The sequence below is a fragment of the Marinomonas sp. PE14-40 genome, from assembly GCF_051623805.1.
Classification (GTDB): Bacteria; Pseudomonadota; Gammaproteobacteria; order Pseudomonadales; family Marinomonadaceae; genus Marinomonas.
The window spans coordinates 2,289,422-2,307,866 of sequence record NZ_CP130700.1 but is presented as its reverse complement, the minus strand read 5'-3'; the positions used below and the strand labels follow the sequence as shown (position 1 = coordinate 2,307,866).

Sequence of the window (18,445 nt, the reverse complement as noted above, 5' to 3'; positions counted from 1 at the left end):
CAGGATGAATCTAAATCAACAAATTCGACTAACCTTAGATAATGAGCAAGGAGATATAGGTGTTGTACTTGCTCCTGAGGAGACTGAGTTAAAACCACCTTCAATGTACCAAGTGGTGTTATTGAATGATGACTTTACACCTATGGACTTTGTGATATTCGTTTTGCAAAAGTTCTTCTATATGGATGGTGAGAAAGCACAAAAAATAATGCTAGAAGTTCACAATAAAGGTAAGGGTGTATGTGGGGTATACCCGTTTGATATTGCAGAAACAAAAGTCGCAATGGTTCAGCAGTTTGTAGAACAAAATGAACACCCCTTGATGTGCGATTTGCAAAAAGTCGACTGATTTATAAGAGAGGGTACACCTATGTTAGATAAAGAATTAGAGCAAACCCTAAATAGTGCATTCAAATTAGCGCGTGACAAACGTCATGAGTTTATGACGGTTGAGCACCTTTTATTAGCCTTAACAGAGAATGATGCCGCCTCTGTTGTATTAAGTTCATGTGGCGTAAATTTAGATACTTTAAGACAAGAGTTAATTGAGTTTGTCGATAGCACGACACCTTTAATTCCTGAAGATGATGCCGAACGTGAAGTACAGCCTACATTGGGTTTTCAGCGTGTTTTGCAAAGAGCTGTTTTCCATGTGCAGTCGTCCGGTAAAAGAGAAGTGACAGGTGCAAATGTCTTGGTTGCTATTTTTAGTGAGCAAGAAAGCCAAGCTGTGTACCTACTAAAAAGACAAGGTGTGGCAAGAATTGATGTGGTCAATTATGTCGCCCATGGTATTTCTAAGGTAGGTGATCAATCTTCTCCTGATTCGGTAGAGCAAGAAGAAGAGGGTGATGACAATGCAGCACCTCTACAAAAATATGCTTTGAACCTCAATGAAGAAGCTAAATCTGGCAAAATTGATAACTTAATTGGCCGAGATTATGAGGTTTCTAGAGTTGTACAAACATTATCTCGACGCCGTAAAAACAACCCTTTATTAGTGGGAGAATCTGGCGTTGGTAAAACTGCCATTGCTGAAGGTTTAGCTAAGAGAATTGTTGATGGTGATGTGCCTGATGTAATCAAAGATGGTGTGGTTTATTCATTGGATTTGGGTGCGTTATTAGCTGGTACTAAGTACCGTGGTGATTTTGAGAAGCGCTTAAAGCATTTGTTAAGCGAGCTTAAGAAGCTGCCAAATGCTATCCTCTTTATCGATGAGATACATACCATCATTGGCGCTGGAGCGGCATCTGGTGGGGTGATGGACGCATCTAATCTATTGAAGCCTGTGCTTGGTGCTGGTGGATTAAGATGTATTGGGTCCACGACTTTCCAAGAATTTCGAGGGGTGTTTGAAAAAGATCATGCTTTAGCAAGACGCTTCCAGAAAATTGATGTGAATGAGCCAAGTGTTGATGATACCTATCAGATATTGAAAGGTATCTCGGCTGCTTTTGAAGCTCATCATGAAATTAAGTATGAAGAGCCTGCTTTGCTTGCCGCTGCTGAACTTGCTTCAAAATACATCACGGATAGACATATGCCTGATAAGGCGATTGATGTTATTGATGAAGCGGGAGCATATCAAAGGCTGCAAAAAGAGGACCTTCGTAAGGAAGTTATAACGGTTGAAGATATTGAAGATATTGTCTCAAAAATTGCTAGGGTTCCGGTTAAATCTGTTAACTCTGATGACAGGAAGGTGCTAGAGAACCTTGAGCGTAACCTTAAGATGGTTGTGTTTGGTCAAGATCAAGCCATAGTATCTTTATCTGATGCAATTAAACTCTCACGAGCAGGTCTGAAAGCTGATCAAAAACCAATAGGTTCTTTCTTAATGGCGGGCCCTACTGGGGTTGGTAAGACGGAAGTTACACGTCAGCTTGCTAAGCAGCTTGGTGTGGAGTTAATTCGTTTTGATATGTCTGAATATATGGAAAGGCATGCGGTATCTAGATTGATAGGTGCTCCTCCTGGCTATGTTGGCTTTGATCAAGGTGGTTTATTGACGGAAGCTGTAACAAAACAGCCTCACAGTGTGGTATTGCTCGATGAAATTGAGAAAGCACACCCTGAAGTCTTTAATCTACTATTACAGGTTATGGACCATGGTACCTTGACCGATAACAACGGGCGTAAAGCAGACTTTAGGAATGTGATCCTTGTGATGACGTCTAATGCCGGTGCAGAAGTGCTTGCTAAGCGTTCAATTGGCTTCTCGAGTCAGGATAATTCTACAGATGGTATGGAGATAATTAATAAAACCTTCACTCCTGAATTTAGAAACCGTCTAGATGCTGTGATTCAATTTAACCAGCTAGATGAGAAAGTCATTTTTAATGTGGTTGATAAGTTCTTAGTAGAGCTTCAAGCGCAACTTGATCCTAAAGGCGTTCTCATGGATGTTTCTGATGAAGCAAGAGGCTGGTTAGCAAGTAAGGGCTATGATAGACAAATGGGTGCTAGGCCTATGGCTAGAGTAATTCAAGAGCACTTGAAGAAACCACTAGCTGATAAGATACTCTTTGGAGACCTTGATGCCGGCGGGCATGTCTTGGTTAAGCTTGATGAAAAACTTGATGAACTAGCATTTGAAATAGAAAAAGAAGCGGTTGTGTAATATCAATCGTATTTCTTCTAGACATAAAAAAACCGAACTAGTTAGTTCGGTTTTTTTATGTCTAGCTGACTGAGTACTAGCGAGAACGGTAAACAATACGACCTTTAGATAGGTCATAAGGTGTTAGTTCTACTTTTACTTTATCGCCAGTCAAAATACGGATGTAGTTTTTTCTCATTTTACCGGAAATATGAGCAGTCACTACGTGTCCGTTTTCAAGCTCTACGCGAAACATGGTGTTAGGCAGTGTATCAATGATAGTGCCTTCCATTTCTATGCTTTCTTCTTTTGCCACAATATGTGTCCTATGGTGTTATAAGTTTTTTAGTTCGTTCAAGCTTAAAGTCATTAATCATGCACTTTCGCAGAACGACTACAGGTCTGAACTTTTGATGTCTCACCTGTTTAGGCGAAGTATAGTTCGACAGTATTTGCTTAGTTTGAATAAATACTAGGAAATACGCCTAAAAATTAATCGCGCATATTTTGCCTAAAATTTGCTGATTAGGCAAATGCTTCTCTAGAACAAGGTGCAAAATAACCATATTAGCCAGTATATTTAATGAAATTTACGCTCAATTAATTGCTAGAAGTACTTTGTTAATTAAATTGGTATTTTTATCAGCCTTCGGAATCGCTTTTTGTAATTGTTGCAAAAAGCGTTTACGAGGAACTAAATTAGCACCGAGTGACATAAGATGCTCGGATTCAACTTGGCAATCTATATAGTCGATATCTAAGGCTTTAGCGTTTTCACAAAGGCCATAGAGAGCCAATTTAGAGGCATTGGCTTCTAAGGAAAACATAGACTCTCCAAAGAAAAAACGACCCATAGCAACGCCATAAAAACCGCCTATTAAGCGGCTATCTTGCCATACTTCAATAGAGTGGGCGTAACCTGCGTTATGTAGTTCAATAAAAGCAGATATTATTTCATCTGAAATCCATGTGCCTTCTTGCTCTAGCCTTAATTGAGCACAATGTTTAATGACGGTTTCAAATTCAGTGTTGACTCTTATTTGTCCAGAAAATTTACGGATATGCTTTTTTAGTGATTTTGAACAATGGAATTTGTTTGGGTTAAGTTGGCACCTTAAAGAGGGATGCCACCATAAAATTGGGTCGGACTCGCTGTACCAAGGAAAAAAACCATGTTGATAAAGATGAATTAAGCGTTCGCTCGATAAATCACCTCCGATTGCAGCTAGTCCATCTGGATCATCTAACGCTAAGTTAGGATCAGGAAGTTCTAATATGTCTTCTGAGAGGATTAAAAGCTGTTTTTGTTCGTTCATTTTATGGGCTTTTCAACTAGAAATGATAAGTTATGTAAACGAAAATTCTATCAGAGAGCATCAAGAGAATAACGGCATTTTGTCTAAAATCTTTAAAAAAAATTGGCTTAAGTCGAATAAAAGATGAAAAATGCAAAAAATAAGAAAAAAATGTTGATGAATGCTTGACCTACAAAGGAAAACTTGGTTTTAATCAACGCAGTCTTAAATGGCGTCAAATTCGAACTTAGGCAAAATGACCTTAGTGAGATGACGGTTGACTTTTTTGTACTAACTGTCATAAAAGTGACACTGCTGGGTTTTAGTATTTCAGAGTCGTTGATTTTTCAGCGTTTCTTCGATAGGTTAGTCAAAGCCTTTCGAAAGGTCTAAAAGCCAAAAAAATATAATATAAAGGGGAATCTTGAATGAAAGCGATTAAACTTGCTTCTATCTTTGCAGTATCTGCTGTTGCAGCTGCTGTTTCTACAACGACTATTGCAGCTGAGCCAGTTTTTTCTGGTGATGCTGGTTTATCTTATACAGACACTGATGGTTCTGACGGAAGTTATGGTTCTGAAGGTGAAGTAAATATCAAAATTGACACTGGTGTTGTTTACATGGACCTAGACTGGGAAAGTGGTGATGATGGTGGTTTTGATCTAGATGAAGCATATGTAACTCAAGGCGCTGTTCAATTTGGTGATTTTGACGGCTCTTTGATCGACTCTGCTGCTGTTTATGGTGGTGTTGATAATGGCGATGATTACGTTTCTGATTTAAGTGCTAACTTGGGCGTTCGTTATGCTGTAACTGATGAGTTGACAGTTGCTTTTGAGGCTACTCAGGATACTGATAACGACGGATTAGCTGTTGCGTATACAACTGATCTTGATGTTGCAACTCTGTATCTATCTGGTGGTATTCATGGTGATGACGGTTCTGCCGTAGCTGTTGGTGCTGAAATTCCACTTGGTAATGCTTTTACTTTAGCTGGCTATGCTCAATCTGGTACTACAACTGCTGATGCTGATATGGGTAGCTATGCAATTGGTTTCGACTTTGCAGTATCTGATGCGCTTACTCTTTCTGCAGCATATATGGAAGATACTGAAACTGATGATGTTTCAAATGTTGAGTTTACAGCTTTCTACACTGCTGGTGATGTTACATATATGGTAGATTATGTTGATTACTCTGATGAAGATACTGTAGCTAACACAAGAGAAGATTTTGTTAAAGTTAGTGCGGTAGCTTCTTTCTAAGATCTACTTTATAAGTAATTCTTAGTATAGAAATCCAAAAAGCCAACCTTCGGGTTGGCTTTTTTTATGGTAAGCTAGTCCCTTCTAAAGCCCTTTTCATCATTTTTTTATAGTTCTCTTAGATGCTGTCGTTAATCTTTAAAGGGAGCCTATTGAAATGGGTCTACATTTATTACTTTTTTTTAGAATGGATACTTTTGTATGAGTGAGTCGTTACGATCACCTGCTATGACAACGATTACCAAACAAGGTTTAGGTTTATTTGCCTTGTTGATATTTCTTTTTTTCAGCTTTGCGACATTTTCTTATGATGTACATGATGCTGGTTGGTTCTATTCTGGTGATGGTTCAGCAACCCAGAATTCTATGGGGGCCATAGGCGCTACTTTAACGGATATCCTTTCCGCCTTTTTTGGTTCTCTTTTTGTTACTTTCCCTTTCGTATTTTTACTATGCGCTTTTATCTGTTGGCGTAATATTAATCAATTGCAGTCTATTACTAATGTGTCTTTAGTAACCTTTGGTTGCCTTCTATATTTATCTGCTGGTTCTACGCTTTGTTTTTTGCATTCCATTGGGTATGACAACTTACAATATGGTCATGGTGGTATTCTTGGTCGAGCTTTAGGTGAATTGCTATTTTATTGGGTTGGTTATGATGGGGCGACACTGGTTAGTTTGGCTCTTTTTATTCTGTCCATAACCCTTATTAGCCAAGCTCATTGGGCGCTTATTGTTGAGAGGCTAGGTTTTTATGTGCTTAAAGTGCTAAATAGCCTAAAAGCGAAATTTGAAAACAGACAAAAACATAATTCAGAAGAAAGGAATGCCGACTATGATGATTCGCTTGATGAATTGGATGAGCCTGCCTACAAGCGAAAATTAAAGAAGAGCAAGTTAGAACCGACAGGCACTTCGTCTAAAGTTGAGATTTTGTCTGCATCTAATGAAATTGACGATTCTTCATCTAATATTCACTCTGATAATAAAGGTAAAAAACTCTTTAATAGAGTGACTTCATTATTTAAGCCCTCAGAAGAAGAAAAGTCTGAAGAAGCGATTGCAGAGTTAGATCATCTTAAATCAGATAGGAACACTAGAGCTAAAGATGACACAAAATCTAGGGTTTCTAAATCAAAAGAAGAGCCAAACTTTGGGTCTTTAGATGATATCGCATTGGATGATGTTGACCTTGCGTTCAGTGATACCCTTTATATTGAAGATGAAAATGACCAAGGGTTAGAGGGTGCAGATGGGCGAGGCGATTCTAATCAAGTGGCGGCCAAACAAGATGAAAATAGCAAAAGCCCTGAGGCAAAAATTATAGAAAGCGCTGAAAAGGCCAGTGAAGTAACGCCTATAGAATCTCAAGAAAGTCAGCTTGCAGAGGTTTTTAAACAGAAGAGCCTTAATAGCTTAGAAGAGAATGCTTCAATTAGGGATGAGCTTGAACAAATTGATGCTTCCCAGAGTAAGCCAGCGGTAAAAACATTATCTGAAGCTAAACAGCTAGATAAGTTAGCAAGCCAAGAGCCTAATGGGCAGACTAAAGAGGCTGTGATGAGTTATTCATTGCCTGATAGGAGTGTTTTGACTCAACCACAGCCTAAAAAAGGCGGCTACTCAGAAGAAGAGTTGCTTTCTTTGTCTGCTTTATTAGAGCAAAGGTTAGCTGACTTTGGTGTAAAGGTTGAAGTGGTCGAAGTAAATCCTGGTCCTGTTATTACCCGATTTGAAATACAGCCAGCGCCTGGAGTAAAGGTTTCTCGCATCACTAACTTAGCGAAAGATTTAGCGCGCTCTTTAAGTGTGATGAGCGTTCGTGTAGTTGAAGTAATAGCAGGTAAATCGACGATAGGTATAGAGATTCCTAATGATGTAAGGGATATTGTTTACTTTAGCGAAGTCATTAACTGTGATATTTACGATAATGCCACATCTCCACTTACCATTTCTCTTGGCCATGATATTTCAGGAGAACCTGTCGTTGTCGATCTAGCTAAAATGCCGCATTTATTAGTTGCTGGTACAACGGGCTCTGGTAAGTCTGTTGGTGTTAACTCCATGATCATGAGTATGTTGCTCAAATCATCACCAGATCAAGTTCGAATGATCATGGTTGACCCTAAAATGTTGGAGCTTTCAATTTATGAAGGTATTCCGCACTTACTTACACCTGTAATAACGGATATGAAAGATGCGGCTAATGGGCTTCGTTGGTCTGTTGATGAAATGGAACGTCGCTACAAGCTCATGTCTAAATTAGGAGTAAGGAATCTAGCTGGTTTTAATAAAAAAGTGAGAGAAGCTATAAAGGCGGATAATCCTATTGAAGACCCACTATGGCAGCCAGAGCACGATGCTATGTTCTCACAAGATGGGGTGGCTAGAAGTGTTCCTCTGTTAGAGCCCTTACCTTATATCGTTATTGTTGTGGATGAATTTGCCGACATGATGATGATAGTCGGTAAAAAAGTAGAAGAGCTGATTGCTCGTATTGCCCAAAAAGCAAGGGCTGCGGGGATACATTTAATACTAGCAACACAAAGGCCTTCTGTGGATGTTATTACCGGTTTGATTAAAGCTAACGTGCCGACTCGAATGGCTTTCCAAGTATCTTCAAAAATAGATTCGAGAACCATTTTAGATCAAGGTGGTGCTGATCAGTTATTAGGGCAAGGTGATATGCTTTATTTGCCCGCTGGTCTTCCTACTCCAATTCGAGTACATGGTGCTTTTGTTTCTGATGAAGAGGTACATGCTGTAGTTGAAGAATGGAAAAAGCGTGGAGAGCCTCAATATATCAACGATGTCGTTGTTAACCCTGAAGATTTGATGACTGATTCTGGTTCAGAAGATAAAGATGCATTGTATGATGAGGCCGTAGCCATTGTTATTGAAACAAGAAAGGCATCTATTTCATCTATTCAGAGGAGGCTGAAGATTGGCTATAACCGCGCTGCAAATTTAGTTGAGGCAATGGAGTCAGCTGGTTTGGTAAGTTCTATGGGAACTAACGGACAGAGAGAAGTTCTGATACCTGAGTAATTTTGTTGTTGTCTTTTGGCTGCCTACTTGTTATCAGTTAGCTTTAGCTATTTTTTTTATTAGAGTTTGAGATTTTAAAATGCAAAAAATATTAGTGATGTTGGTGCTGTTTTTAAGTGTGAATGTCAGTACAGCAAATGAACTTCTAACTCAGTTATTGGAGTCTAATCGTAATATAGAAGGTGAATTTCGCCAAGTTACCTATGATGAGGAAGGTCTTCAACTGCAGGCTAATGAAGGGGTTTTTCTATTGGCAGAACCTAATCGCTTTGTATGGGATACGATTACACCTTTTCCGCAAAGAATAATTTCTAATGGCCAATGGATTACAGTTTGGGATGTAGATCTTGAGCAAGCGACACAAAAGCCGCTTGAGGGTGCCCTAGGTAATTCGCCTGCAGCTTTATTAGGTCGTCCTGCTAATGATGTTTTACCTCATTACGAAATTTCTCAATTAGGCGAACAAAGGTTTAGATTAGAGCCTAAGGAAGAAGTTGATCTTTTCTCTACTTTGACTCTGTCATTTAGAAGTAATGACATTGAAGCTATGAGCATTCAAGATAGTTTGGGTCAAACCACAGTGATTGAATTTAATAATGTAGAGCACCACGATGGCGTTGCAGATGGTAACTTTCAAGTAGACTTGCCTGATGAAGTAGACTTATTGATTGAGCCAAGTTTGTTGGAGAAAACAGCAAAAGCAAAGGCTAATTAATGCAAGATTTGTTTGAAAGCCAATGGGATTTATATGAGCCGCTAGCAGCTCGTATGCGTCCTAGGCATTTATCTGAATATTTAGGTCAAGATCATCTGGTTGGTGATGGAAAGCCTTTAAAGCGGATGATAGAAACAGGTCGATGTCATTCATTTATCCTCTGGGGGCCTCCTGGGGTGGGTAAAACAACGTTTGCCAAACTATTATCACATCAACTGCAGGCTCACTTTTTAGAGTTATCTGCCGTAATGTCTGGTGTAAAAGATATTCGAGCAGCAGTAGAGCAAGCCAAGCAACATAAAATGATGAACTCAGGGCAAACAGTCTTGTTTGTCGATGAGGTGCATAGATTTAATAAGTCCCAGCAAGATGCATTTTTGCCTTATATCGAAGATGGCACTTTTTTGTTTATTGGTGCCACAACTGAAAATCCTGCGTTTGAATTAAACTCAGCCTTACTTTCAAGGGCGAGGGTTTATAGCCTCAAGAAACCAGCCCAAGCTATTATTCGACAAGGACTTGAGCGAGCGCTTACAGATCAAGAGCATGGCTATGGAAAGGATAATATCCTGATCGAAGCTAGCTTCATTGATGCTATCGCCCATGCAGCAGATGGTGACGTCAGGCGATCACTTAACCTTCTCGAAGTTTTAGTGGATATGGCGACCGAGGAGGATGGTAAAAAGCAAGTAACAGAAGCTCAACTGGTTGATGTTTTAGGGCAATCTTATAGGGCCTTTGATAAAGGTGGGGATGCTTTCTATGATCAAATATCCGCATTTCATAAGTCAGTAAGAGGTTCATCTGCTGATGGTGCGCTTTATTGGATGGCGCGTATGCTAGATGGAGGTTGTGACCCTCTTTATATAGCAAGACGTCTATTGGCGATTGCATCAGAAGACATTGGCAATGCAGACCCAAGAGCCTTACAAGTAGCACTTAACGCATGGGATATTTACCATAGAGTAGGTCCTGGTGAAGGGAATAGAGCTATCGCACAAGCTGCAGTATATCTTGCCTGTGCGCCTAAGAGTAATGCGGTTTATAACGCTTTCAAACAAGCAATGTCCTTAGTTGCTGAGCAGCCAAGTCATGATGTTCCGAATCATTTGCGTAATGCACCGACTAAACTGGCAAAAGAAATGGGGCATGGGGAAGATTATCGATATGCTCATAATGAAGAGAATGCATTTGCCGCAGGAGAGTCTTATTTGCCACCAGAGCTAGCCGGACAAACTTTCTATCATCCGACGGATAGAGGCTTAGAGAAAAAAATCTCAGATAAGCTGGCATGGTTAAATGAGCTAAATGAGTCAAGTGCAAATAAGCGGTATGAGTTTGACTCTCATAACTCTCATAACTCTCATTATGATAATTCAGATCCATATTCTAATGATTAACCTTCTATTAACGACTAGATAAGAATCTTTATATGAGTGCATATTTGATGGTTGCTTTAGGCGGTGCTATTGGCGCTATGGGGCGATTTTCCGTTGCAAAATACTTTGCTCAGTTTAACCAAGGCGCTTTCCCACTAGCGACCTTTACGGTTAATGTCATTGGCTGCTTCGCTATGGGGATGCTGTTTGTGCTAATGACGGAGCGCATTACCGCTTTAGAAGCTTATCGACCACTTTTGATGGTTGGTTTTTTAGGGGCTTTTACCACCTTTTCTACTTTCTCATTGGAAATCGTCGCGTTACTGAACCAGCAAGCTTGGCTTAGTGCGATTGGCTATTTATTATTGAGCTGTTTTTGTGGTGTTATTGGTACTTGGTTAGGGATTTTAGTGGCAAGGCTAATTTAATTGCAGAATATCATACATCTTATTGTTTAATGTTAAGTTAATCGTAGTAGTATAGTCGCCCTTAAATAATTTTATTAATTCTTGTTACGCGCCGTTATGTATAAATATAACCATAGCGCTAACTCATAGAGGAAAGAGTTGCAGAAATGTTGGACATTAAAGCATTAAGAGCAGACCCAGAAGCGGTTGCTCTAAGTCTCAAGAAAAAAGGTTTTGAACTAGACGTTGCCGCTTTTGTTGGCCTAGAAGAGCGTCGTAAATCCATTCAGGTCGAAACTGAGAATCTGCAACAGTCCCGTAACTCTGTTTCCAAAGAAATTGGTATGGCCATGAAGGCTGGCGATAAAGACAAGGCCGCTGAGCTTAAAGCACAAACAGCAACCTTGGGTGATGATCTAGCTAATGCGAAGGAGCAACTTGCTCAAGTTCAGCATGATATGGATCTCATATTGGCTAGTATCCCTAATGTGCCTCATGAATCAGTACCCGCTGGTGCGACAGAAGACGATAACGTAGAGATTCGCCGTTGGGGTGATATTCGTAAATTTTCTTTTGAGCCTAAGGATCACGTAGATCTAGGTGAAGGCCTAGGTCAGCTAGACTTTGAAGCTGCGGTTAAAGTAACAGGTTCTCGTTTTGCTGTTATGAGACAAGACTTGGCACGCCTACACCGTGCCTTAACTCAATTCATGATTAACACTCATGCTGATGAGCATGGTTATAGTGAAGTTTATGTTCCTTACTTGGTAAATGAGCACTCTTTAAAAGGAACAGGCCAGTTGCCGAAGTTTGAGGCCGACCTGTTTAAAGTGCCTGTCGATAAAGAAAGTGGCAACAATGATCTTTACCTTATTCCAACAGCTGAAGTGCCTGTGACCAATTTGGTGCGTGATGAGATCCTAAATGATGCAGAACTTCATAAAAAGTTTGTTGCTCATACGCCTTGTTTTAGAAGTGAAGCTGGAAGCTATGGCCGTGACACACGTGGCATGATTCGTCAGCATCAATTTGAAAAAGTTGAACTAGTGCATGTTTGTCGTCCAGATCGCTCTGAGCAAGTGCTTGAAGAGCTGATTCAAGATGCTGAAGTTATCCTGAAAAAATTGAACTTACCTTATCGTACAGTAATACTGTGTGGTGGAGATTTAGGCTTCTCAGCACATAAAACCTACGATATTGAAGTTTGGTTACCTGGACAGGGTAAATATCGTGAGATTTCATCTTGCTCAAATATGGGTGACTTCCAAGCTCGTCGTATGCAAGCTCGCTGGCGTAATCCGGAAACAGGTCGTCCAGAATTGGCACACACCTTGAATGGTTCTGGTCTTGCTGTTGGTAGAACTTTAGTAGCAGTGCTTGAGAATTATCAAAACGAAGATGGTTCTATTGATATCCCTGAGGCACTTGTGCCATATATGGGTGGAAAAACTAAGTTGAGTGCGAATCAAAATTAATTTAGTTCAGCTAAACTAATTTATAAAGGACGCCTCTCATTAAAGAGGCGTTTTTTTTGACAAATTATTTGAGAAAATTTATGAGTGGTAAGGTTTATTTAGTTGGGGGCGGTCCTGGTGACCCGGAATTATTAACGCTAAAAGCCCATAGAATATTAACTCAGGCTGATGTTGTTCTATATGACCGTTTAGTCGGTGATCAAATTGTTGCGTTAATTCCAGACAATGCTGAAGCCTTATATGTTGGGAAGGCCAAATCAAAGCATAGCTTGCCTCAAGAAGATATTAATAAGCTTTTGTGTGAAAAAGCGGCTGAAGGTAAGTGTGTTGTTCGTTTAAAAGGGGGAGATCCTTTTATTTTTGGACGCGGTGGTGAAGAGATAGAAGAGCTAGTGGATGCCGGTGTTGAGTTTGAAGTCATCCCAGGGGTAACGGCTGCAGCTGGTTGTGCTGCTTATGCTGGCATTCCATTAACTCATAGAGACTATGCGCAATCTGTGCGCTTTGTAACCGGACACTTAAAAGATGGTTCAACAGACCTTCCTTGGAATGAGCTAGTTCATCCAGCACAAACCTTGGTTATTTATATGGGGTTAACTGGCCTTGCTGAAACGGCTGAAAAGCTGGTTGCTCATGGCATGAATAAAGACATTCCTGTTGCTGTGGTTGAGAAAGGAACAACACTTTCTCAAAGAGTGTTTACCTCGAATATCTGCGAGATTAATCAAGTGGTAATAGAAAACGAAGTGAAATCACCTAGCTTATTAATCATAGGTGATGTGGTTAAGCTGCAAACGCGTTTATCTTGGTTTAAGCCTTAAGCTGTTTAGACTGCTTATATTCTTTGGCAAGCTTGCCTGAGCTTATAAGCAGTTAGCGGGTTTGGGTAAGCCTGCAAGTTTTGTTATGAGCTTAGCGGGGCTGCCTGGAAAGAGTTGCATTAAATAGATGCTCTTGCCTTTATCTGCACCAAGCTTTTTGCTAACGGCCTTAACTAAAGGTCGCATGGCTGGAGAAATTTCAAATTCCTGATAAAAGTCTCGTAGTAATAGAATAATCTCCCAGTGAGCATTCGTTAATGCGATGTCTTCCTGATCAGCTAAATAGAGTGTTAGTTCTTCAGACCAATCTTCGAGTTTAATCAGATAGCCTTCTTTGTCTAATAATGTTTCAAAAGATGTCATGTCTTGCTACCAAGCTGTGTGCTGTTCAAATTCTGTGGTTAATTCTAACCATTTTTCATTGTTAATTATATTTAGCTTTTCAGTGGCTAATGCATAAGCCTTAATATCTTGCTCTAAGCCATAAATTTTAATGTTTAAGCTATTTGCCTTTCGAAATAAAGCGTCATCTTTGTCGGCTTTAAGAATCGCTTCTTCAATGAGTAAGATGGCGTCATTCTGCTGCAAGCTTAAAAGGATCTCGTGTTCTGTATTCGCAGCATAATGGGCTTTGTTGAGCTGATGTAAGCGAGGCATGATTAAAACCTAAAAGTGTGTTGGTAGCGAGTTAGCATATCTTTCCACTCTAACTCAGATAGCGTAGAGGCAAGAGAAGTAATTTCTATACCTACTTTCGGGAGTTGTGATTCAGGTAAGTAGAGATTATTAATATCATAAAATTCGAAGCTAGCGAGCATTTTATAGAGGGCTTTTCCCTGGCTTTCGTCTGGCGCTTGTTTTTGATGAAGTAGCGCAATTCCGGCTCCTGAAAATGCTAAATCAACGTCTTGTTCAAATGTTGCTAGCACCATAGCGAGATCTAATGCTTCTTTCACCGCCAAGCCCGTGTAAGGTGAACTGGTGATATGTATGAGAGTTTTGCTCATCTAGGACTCACTTAAAGCTAATTATTTTGTCGCAGTCATTCATAAAGGAAACAAGCGTCCCTAAGCCTTCTAGTTGAAATTGAGGGGCTAAACTGGCGCTTTCGAGCTCATATCTTTTGCTTTCAGATTCGCTAATAATGCCACGTCTTACGGCAGCTGCAATGCACAGCGTTAGCTCAATGCCATGGTCTTTAGATAGCGACTGCCAAGCCGCTTGAATATCAAACTCATCCCTTGGGTTTTGGTTAAAGCGATTGCCAATAACTACTGAGTCTTGATAAAAAAATACACCTTTTAATTGGTGTTCTTTGCTGGCAAGAATGGTTGTGGCAAAAGTCAGAGCAGAATGACAGGCTTTTGTTTGAAAAGGAGAGCCGTGGATGAAAAGTGCATAAAGCATGTTAGGACCTAACAAAAGAATTATATGACAATCAAAAAAACTAAAGGCCACAAATGCGGCCTATAGTTATGAAGCTAATTGCTGATTTACAAGCAGAGATTAGTCATCATTTGCCATACCAAGAAGTGCTAGTAGGCTAAGGAAAAGGTTGTAAATAGAAATGAACAGAGTAACAGTGGCCATTACATAATTGGTCTCGCCGCCTCTAACAATTTCACCTGTTTGATACAAAATCATAGCAGCAGAGAATAGTGCGAAACCTGCTGAGATGAATATTTGTAATGCAGGAATTTGTACAAAAAAGCCAAGAATCATAGCAAATAATAGAACAAATACACCAACAGTCAGAAAGCCTTTCAGAAAGCTAAAGTCTTGCTTAGAAATCAATGCATAGGCAGAAAGGCCTAAGAAAGCTAAACCGGTTAAGCCTAAAGCGTTCATAACTAAAGATGTGCCGTTAGGCAAACTTAGGTAAGCGTTTAAAATTGGTCCAATGGTGATTCCCATAAAACCTGTTAAAGCAAAAACTAAAACAATGCCTAACCCTGAATTTTGAAACTTACTGATGAAGTATAGTAGGCCGTAAAAACCAACTAGGGTAATGATTAGTCCTGGGTGAGGTAAGTTGAGTGCCATACTAGCACCAGCAGTGAAAGCACTAAAAAGTAGTGTTAATGACAAAAGGCCATAAGTATTTCTTAAAGTTTTGTTTGCAGCTTCTTGCGTTTGGCTTGAACTGATTGCATCGGTATAACGCATCATAATCTCCGTTAAGGTCAAATCTATATAGCTAATATGGAGATGCTTGTCATAAAACTCAAGTGTTTGTGCGTAATTTCCTTGTATTGCTTTGTTAAAAAAGTGGAGAAATGAGTGGGATATAAAAAAAACACCGCTAATAAGCGGTGTTTTAGGAAAATTAATATGATTTGATTTAGATCAAGATGCGACCATAGGTTTTTGGTGGTTCGCACTTTTTCGGGTTTTATGTTTATCAATCTGTCTCGCGAGCTTTTCTGTCATAGCATCGATGGCATGAAATAGGCGGTTTTCAGAAACAGCAGCGGCAAAAAGTTCCTTACCTGGAAGATGAATGGTTGCTTCTGCTTTTTGTTCGTTATTATCTTGCATTAGAGTAACGTGAATAGTGGTGATCTGATCGCTTAGTCTACCTAACTTATCCATTTTTTCATTGATGTGTTCTTTTAGAGCGGGAGTGACGTCGACGTGGTGTCCAGTAATATTAATTGTATACATACAACTTTCTCCTTGGCAAAGTTGGACCGTTAAAATAGGTTTTTTTAAAATAAAAACCATACGGCACAGTTTCAGCATAGAATCCTGATAAATGCCTGTCAATACGCTTTAATCACTCTATAACAAAAAATGTTTAGGCCCATGGTGATTTTAAAAGCATCCTTTTAGTGCTTCAAATAAGTCAATTTGCTACACTGCATTTTGATTTAAAGACAATTAAAGTAGATAGATAAAATGCCCAGCAACGATTTTATATTGCCGATTTCATTTCGCACAGCTCAAGAGATTGGCTTAGAAGAATCTGTTTTGATTGCGTTTTTAGAGCAGCATGCTTTTATGTTATCAAGCAGAGTGCTCAGCTTTGAAATGTCAGTACTGGCGGCCCAACTTCCGTTTTGGACTGGCCCTATGTTGCAGCGTATTTTTTCTAGCTTACAAGCAAATCAAATGTTAAGTTTTCAGAAAGAAAATGGCCGACTGATAGTGCATTTAAATGATCAGAATCAAGCGAATGATATTGATAATCAGATAAACACTCCAAGCTATCAAGCATCTACGGCAGTGCCTTCTAGTTCAGAATCACATCAAGTGAATGATGAATTGGTAGATAGAATTGGCCGTTTACAAAGACAAGCTAAAAATCAGCCTTCAGCGAATCCGGAACCATCACAGCTAAAAAGTCGTAAGAACTTAGCTAGTTCACATATGCAATATGCTAACAAGCAAGCACAAAACCAATACCCAACACCTTCTGAACCTAAGCCTAGAGCTGCAACAAACTCTTGGCTAGGAGCGCATAAAAGCCAAGAAGAAAAACGTCGCGGAGTGTCTGACTTCGATCTATATTTAGAGCAGAAAGAAAGGACACGTCAGCCAGACCAATGGCAGCCCGAAGAGAGTACTTTAGAACAAATTTCACAGGCAGGTATTAATCGCCAATTTGCGTTACAACTGCTAGCAGAATTCTTATTACGGATAAAAGAACAAAGAAAGAATGTACGCACTTGGAATAGCGAATTTTTCAAATATGTAAAACGTCAATGGCAATATAAACAATCGGATAGATCGTCGCATGAAGGCACCCAAGGCAGCTCATACTCTAATAGAACCTCTAAAGAACAAGTTAGCGATGCACTCACAAACATCCACGACACAGACTGGTAGTCACCAAGAACGCAGCCAACAAACACAGCAAGAAAATACAGAAGCCCAGCAACAAACTCGGGTTTTAGTGAATATGCTGTTTGCTCGTTTTAAAGCTATTTATACTCATAAATTTGCGTCTGCCTATGCGAACCCTGATGAAGTAAAACTAGCGAAACGAGAGTGGGCGATTGCCATCAAAGGGTTTAAGGAACCTTTGTTGGCTTATGCAGTAGAAAGGTCAAAAGAAACTTATGCTTGGCCACCTACCATCGCCGAATTCTTGCAGTTAATTTCAAAAGCTTATGGTGCTTATGGGTTAGTTGATACCAGAACAGCCTACCTTGAAGCCAGCCAATGCCGAATAAATCCTTTAGAGTTTTCTTGGTCTCATCCTGCCGTTTATTATGCGGGAGCGGCAACAGGTTGGTATAGTCTGAAGTCAGATGAAGAGGCTAAAACATGGCCGGCATTTGAAAAGAATTATAATGAACAGGTAGATAAAATCGTTCAAGGACAGGTGCTAATAATTCCTAGTGTGCCTTTGATCGAAAACCGTCAGGAAGATCATCTTGCCAGTTTGATTCCTGATTTAATGCAAAAAACAGGATTAGCCGAAGGTGATGTCGCTTGTATGCTTTATTATCTAAAAAAAACCAAAGGGACTCAAATCAGAGCGAGATATAGAGCCAAAAGCCAATCAGATCTCGATCAAAAAGGATTTGATATCCAGTTACCAGAATAAAGGTGAAGGGTTAACTAACTTTACGTAATTGTTTGAAATATAAGTGTTTAGACCTTCTAAGGTAGGGTTCAATTGTGTTGATTTGTGTTTTTGACATCTATTTTGACGAAACAATTTTAAATACAAGAAATAATCCCTTATATTGAAAACTTGAAAGCGTAAAAAAGAGGTGAAATTAGGTGCTGAAAGTATTAATTGTTGATGATCACGAAATTGTCAGTACTGGGATCAGTCGCATGTTACAGGATGTGTCCAATTTGCAAGTTGTAGGTTGTGCTGCAAGTGGTGAAGAAGCCATTTCGCTTACCAAAGAGCAACAGCCAGATATTGTACTTATGGATGTTCACATGCCAGGAATTGGTGGCTTGGGTGCAACCAAAGAAATTAAGCGCCTTGTACCAAAAACAAAAGTCATTGCACTTTCTGCCTTAGATGATAACCCCTATCCTACCAAGCTGATTGAAGCGGGTGCCTCTGGCTATATTACTAAAGGTATCGCCCTAGACGAAATGATAGGCGCGATTGAAAAAGTAGCGAAAGGTGGCAAGTACATAAGCTCAGACGTCGCTCAAAAAATGGCTCTCTCTCAAATGTCGAAAGAGGAAGGGGAAACACCATTAGATATTCTATCTGACCGTGAGTTACAGATTGCGCAAATGATAGTCGACTGTCGTAAAGTACAAGATATAGCTGAAAAATTAAATCTAAGTGCTAAAACGGTCAATACTTACAGTTATCGTATGTTTGAAAAACTATCGATTGGCAGTGATGTAGAATTAGCTCGTCTGGCAATGCGCCATAACTTATTAGGTGTTGGGGCTGTCGATTAAGTTAAATCGATAGCGAATACCTGATTAAGTCCTCCCTCTAGGGTCAACAAGCTCTC

General features: G+C 39.8%; 20 protein-coding genes. 12 read left to right on the top strand and 8 right to left on the bottom strand.

Annotation, left to right across the window (positions count from 1 at the left end; translation table 11 throughout):
* The first annotated feature begins 4 nt into the window (after positions 1-4).
* Together clpS and clpA are read left to right on the top strand one after the other, a co-directional pair.
* Positions 5-349 carry an ATP-dependent Clp protease adapter ClpS gene (clpS, locus tag Q0A08_RS10605; RefSeq protein WP_438467059.1) on the top strand — a complete coding sequence of 115 codons (345 nt, stop codon included), beginning with the start codon at positions 5-7 and terminating at the stop codon, positions 347-349.
* Between the two features lie 21 nt (positions 350-370).
* Positions 371-2,623 carry an ATP-dependent Clp protease ATP-binding subunit ClpA gene (gene clpA / locus Q0A08_RS10600; RefSeq protein WP_438467057.1) on the top strand — a complete coding sequence of 751 codons (2,253 nt, stop codon included), beginning with the start codon at positions 371-373 and terminating at the stop codon, positions 2,621-2,623.
* A 76-nt stretch (positions 2,624-2,699) separates the two neighbouring features.
* Here the strand turns inward: clpA and infA are convergent, their stop codons facing one another.
* Both infA and aat read right to left on the bottom strand, forming a co-directional pair.
* The gene (gene infA, locus Q0A08_RS10595) at positions 2,700-2,918 is read right to left on the bottom strand and encodes a translation initiation factor IF-1 (RefSeq protein WP_009835335.1); all 219 of its coding nucleotides are present in this window, start codon (positions 2,916-2,918) and stop codon (positions 2,700-2,702) included.
* Between the two features lie 280 nt (positions 2,919-3,198).
* Positions 3,199-3,918 (bottom strand): leucyl/phenylalanyl-tRNA--protein transferase, encoded by a 720-nt coding sequence (gene aat, locus Q0A08_RS10590; protein ID WP_438467055.1) that lies wholly within the window; start codon positions 3,916-3,918, stop codon positions 3,199-3,201.
* A gap of 407 nt (positions 3,919-4,325) precedes the next feature.
* On the opposite strand from aat, the gene Q0A08_RS10585 reads away from it, so the two are divergent.
* The 7 genes from Q0A08_RS10585 to cobA all read left to right on the top strand — a co-directional run bounded on the left by Q0A08_RS10585 (position 4,326) and on the right by cobA (position 13,007).
* On the top strand, positions 4,326-5,162 hold the full coding sequence (locus Q0A08_RS10585; protein ID WP_438467053.1) for a hypothetical protein: 837 nt from the start codon (positions 4,326-4,328) through the stop codon (positions 5,160-5,162).
* 201 nt (positions 5,163-5,363) lie between these two features.
* Positions 5,364-8,210 (top strand): DNA translocase FtsK, encoded by a 2,847-nt coding sequence (locus tag Q0A08_RS10580; RefSeq protein ID WP_438467051.1) that lies wholly within the window; start codon positions 5,364-5,366, stop codon positions 8,208-8,210.
* A gap of 79 nt (positions 8,211-8,289) precedes the next feature.
* A complete protein-coding gene (locus tag Q0A08_RS10575; protein WP_438467049.1) occupies positions 8,290-8,925 on the top strand; it encodes an outer membrane lipoprotein carrier protein LolA in 636 nt (211 codons plus the stop codon).
* Complete coding sequence (locus tag Q0A08_RS10570; protein ID WP_438467047.1) at positions 8,925-10,325, top strand: replication-associated recombination protein A; 1,401 nt, start codon at positions 8,925-8,927, stop codon at positions 10,323-10,325. The genes Q0A08_RS10575 and Q0A08_RS10570 overlap by 1 nt, the downstream gene beginning before the upstream one ends.
* A 32-nt stretch (positions 10,326-10,357) precedes the next feature.
* Positions 10,358-10,732 (top strand): fluoride efflux transporter CrcB, encoded by a 375-nt coding sequence (crcB, locus tag Q0A08_RS10565; protein WP_438467045.1) that lies wholly within the window; start codon positions 10,358-10,360, stop codon positions 10,730-10,732.
* 146 nt (positions 10,733-10,878) lie between these two features.
* Positions 10,879-12,186, top strand: coding sequence for a serine--tRNA ligase (gene serS / locus Q0A08_RS10560; RefSeq protein ID WP_438467043.1), 1,308 nt, complete (start codon positions 10,879-10,881; stop codon positions 12,184-12,186).
* A gap of 80 nt (positions 12,187-12,266) precedes the next feature.
* A complete protein-coding gene (gene cobA / locus Q0A08_RS10555; protein ID WP_438467042.1) occupies positions 12,267-13,007 on the top strand; it encodes a uroporphyrinogen-III C-methyltransferase in 741 nt (246 codons plus the stop codon).
* 42 nt (positions 13,008-13,049) lie between these two features.
* On the opposite strand, the gene Q0A08_RS10550 is transcribed toward cobA, so the two are convergent.
* The 6 genes from Q0A08_RS10550 to hpf form a co-directional block, all read right to left on the bottom strand.
* Positions 13,050-13,370, bottom strand: coding sequence for a TusE/DsrC/DsvC family sulfur relay protein (locus Q0A08_RS10550; protein WP_438467040.1), 321 nt, complete (start codon positions 13,368-13,370; stop codon positions 13,050-13,052).
* A gap of 6 nt (positions 13,371-13,376) precedes the next feature.
* The gene (locus tag Q0A08_RS10545; protein ID WP_438467038.1) at positions 13,377-13,664 is read right to left on the bottom strand and encodes a DsrH/TusB family sulfur metabolism protein; all 288 of its coding nucleotides are present in this window, start codon (positions 13,662-13,664) and stop codon (positions 13,377-13,379) included.
* Positions 13,665-13,666: 2 nt separating this feature from the next.
* Positions 13,667-14,014 carry a DsrE family protein gene (locus Q0A08_RS10540; protein WP_438467036.1) on the bottom strand — a complete coding sequence of 116 codons (348 nt, stop codon included), beginning with the start codon at positions 14,012-14,014 and terminating at the stop codon, positions 13,667-13,669.
* A gap of 7 nt (positions 14,015-14,021) precedes the next feature.
* Positions 14,022-14,414, bottom strand: a complete 393-nt coding sequence (gene tusD, locus Q0A08_RS10535; RefSeq protein ID WP_438467034.1) for a sulfurtransferase complex subunit TusD — start codon at positions 14,412-14,414, stop codon at positions 14,022-14,024.
* A gap of 99 nt (positions 14,415-14,513) precedes the next feature.
* The gene (locus tag Q0A08_RS10530; protein WP_438467033.1) at positions 14,514-15,173 is read right to left on the bottom strand and encodes a Bax inhibitor-1/YccA family protein; all 660 of its coding nucleotides are present in this window, start codon (positions 15,171-15,173) and stop codon (positions 14,514-14,516) included.
* Positions 15,174-15,353: 180 nt separating this feature from the next.
* Positions 15,354-15,671, bottom strand: coding sequence for a ribosome hibernation-promoting factor, HPF/YfiA family (hpf, locus tag Q0A08_RS10525; protein WP_046019251.1), 318 nt, complete (start codon positions 15,669-15,671; stop codon positions 15,354-15,356).
* Positions 15,672-15,905: 234 nt separating this feature from the next.
* On the opposite strand from hpf, the gene Q0A08_RS10520 reads away from it, so the two are divergent.
* The 3 genes from Q0A08_RS10520 to uvrY all read left to right on the top strand — a co-directional run bounded on the left by Q0A08_RS10520 (position 15,906) and on the right by uvrY (position 18,389).
* The gene (locus tag Q0A08_RS10520) at positions 15,906-16,835 is read left to right on the top strand and encodes a DnaT-like ssDNA-binding domain-containing protein (RefSeq protein ID WP_438467030.1); all 930 of its coding nucleotides are present in this window, start codon (positions 15,906-15,908) and stop codon (positions 16,833-16,835) included.
* On the top strand, positions 16,801-17,559 hold the full coding sequence (locus Q0A08_RS10515; protein WP_438467028.1) for a replication protein P: 759 nt from the start codon (positions 16,801-16,803) through the stop codon (positions 17,557-17,559). Before Q0A08_RS10520 ends, Q0A08_RS10515 begins: the two co-directional genes overlap by 35 nt.
* 179 nt (positions 17,560-17,738) lie before the next feature.
* Positions 17,739-18,389, top strand: a complete 651-nt coding sequence (gene uvrY, locus Q0A08_RS10510) for a UvrY/SirA/GacA family response regulator transcription factor (RefSeq protein WP_438467026.1) — start codon at positions 17,739-17,741, stop codon at positions 18,387-18,389.
* The last annotated feature ends 56 nt before the right edge of the window (positions 18,390-18,445 follow it).